Genomic DNA, 1,961 nt, shown 5'->3' on the forward strand with positions numbered 1-1,961 from the left:
CTCCTATCCCCCGCCCCCCATGGAGTGCTCTGATGACCAGACGCACCGCACGACTCATTCTCTCGATTGTCATGCTCATTGTCGCCACTCTGGGTGGTGTCGTCGCAACCACCGGAACCGCCCAGGCCGACGGCTGCTACACCTGGTCGCGCACCCTGTCCTCAGGGGCCTCGGGCGCCGACGTGACGCAGTTGCAGATACGGGTAGCAGGCCATGCCGGCAGCGGCGGCGCGCTCGCCATCGACGGGTCCTACGGTCCTGCGACCACTGCCGCGGTCAAGCGGTTCCAGACCGCTTACGGACTGTCCGCCGACGGCGTGGCCGGCCCGGCGACCTTCAACAAGATCTACGCCCTCCAGGACAACGACTGCACACCGATCCACTTCACCTACGCCGAACTCAACACCTGCAACTCCACCTGGGCGGGCGGCGCAGTCAGCGCCAGCACCGCGAAGGCGAACGCCTTGCGCACCATGTGGAAGCTGGAGGCACTGCGACACGCGCTCGGCGACCAGCCCATCCGCGTGACCAGCGGCTTCCGTTCGCATGCCTGCAACGACGCCGTCGGCGGAGCAGCCAGCAGCCGCCACCTGTACGGCGACGCGGCCGACCTCGGCGCGAGCCCGCACTCGCTGTGCCGCCTGGCCCAGCAGGCCCGCAACCACGGCTTCAACGGAATCCTCGGTCCCGGCTACCCGGGCCACAGCGACCACACCCACCTCGACCACCGCGCAAGCCGCTTCTGGTCGGCATCCGCCTGCGGCATCTGAGCACACCACGGCGCCCGCTGCGATCTCAGGCCCCCAAGCGCAGCCCCTGCCCCGCCCCTTGTCTCCGTCGCAGAGCACAGCTCGGGCTCCGCCACGAAGGCAAGGGGCGACTCCAGCGCGCTGCTTCAGCTACCGCTCCCCCGCACCGAGCGAGGCAGGGCGCGCAGGGCAGGCAGACGGGCGCAGTCTTCCGCTCCGGCCAGGCTCTCGCCCAAGGCCAGGAGCGAGAGGATCCGCACCGGCCGCCCGGCGATGGCGGCGGCCTCCAGTTTGTGGTGGCCGTCGAGGAGGAAGTGGGTCAGGCCCCAGTGCTGGTAGTGGTCGACGGGCATCCCGGCGGCAGGCTCGCACACGTCCAGCGTGGAAATCGCCACCGCCGTGGGGACCGTCCCCCGCCCCATGAGCCTCACGTACTCCTCGACGCGCTCCTGCTGGTTCCACGACGGGGGAACCATCGGGACGACGAACTCGTAGAGGTGCGCGTCCGAGTCGACGGCCGTCTCGAAGGTCCGGTAGTACGGGGTGTGCGGGTACTCCGGCAGGCCCCAGAACTGATCGATCCCCCACGTCGTGACCTGCTCGCCGCTGAAGTAGTCGCCTGCCTGCCCGGGGACGACCAGCCGGGGCTCCACCATCAGGAGCAGCGGAAGGTACTCGCCCTCCGGCAGCAGCGCGCCGAACGCATCAACCACGCCGCCCTCGTCCGGATCCTCCAGAGCGCCGGCGAGCCGTTCCTGCACGCCCGCCAGGGACAACGTCGAAGTCGCGGTTTCCAACCGGCGGAACAGCAAGGGACAAGTTCCGCAGTAGAAGCTGAGCTCGAAGGCAGGCTCGTCGTCGACCAGGAGCAAGCGGCGCCGCGGCCCGCCGCCGTTCTCCTGCCATTCCGTGCCGAACCGCAACCGCGCCTCGGCCGCAGGGACGCCGAGGCTACGCGGGGCACCCGATCCGATCATCACGGATCGACCGTACGGGACCTCGCGGGAGGGTGGCGTGTCGAGGGTGGATGGCCGGCGCTTCCCCACGACCATGGCTCCATGAGCGATCTCGCCGGTCCCGGCCTGCTGTCCGATCCGCTGCGCACGAAGGGAACCGCGTTTACCGAGAGCGAGCGCGCCGAACACGGGCTGCGCGGGCTGCTTCCCTACGCGGTCACCAGCCTGGACGAGCAGGTACGCCGCTCCTGGGGAC

The 1,961-nt window shown here is 69.9% G+C and carries 2 protein-coding genes; one reads left to right on the plus strand and one right to left on the minus strand.

Annotated elements, in window-relative coordinates:
- The first annotated feature begins 32 nt into the window (after window positions 1–32).
- Entirely contained in the window at window positions 33–770 is a 738-nt protein-coding gene (locus tag ACQKIP_RS46170; protein ID WP_365856940.1) for a D-Ala-D-Ala carboxypeptidase family metallohydrolase, read from the plus strand.
- Window positions 771–895: 125 nt separating this feature from the next.
- On the opposite strand, the gene ACQKIP_RS46175 is transcribed toward ACQKIP_RS46170, so the two are convergent.
- A complete protein-coding gene (locus ACQKIP_RS46175) occupies window positions 896–1,726 on the minus strand; it encodes a hypothetical protein (RefSeq protein ID WP_365857144.1) in 831 nt (276 codons plus the stop codon).
- Window positions 1,727–1,961: the final 235 nt, after the last annotated feature.

Source organism: Streptomyces sp. NPDC059900, assembly GCF_050270335.1.
Classification (GTDB): domain Bacteria; phylum Actinomycetota; class Actinomycetes; order Streptomycetales; family Streptomycetaceae; genus Streptomyces.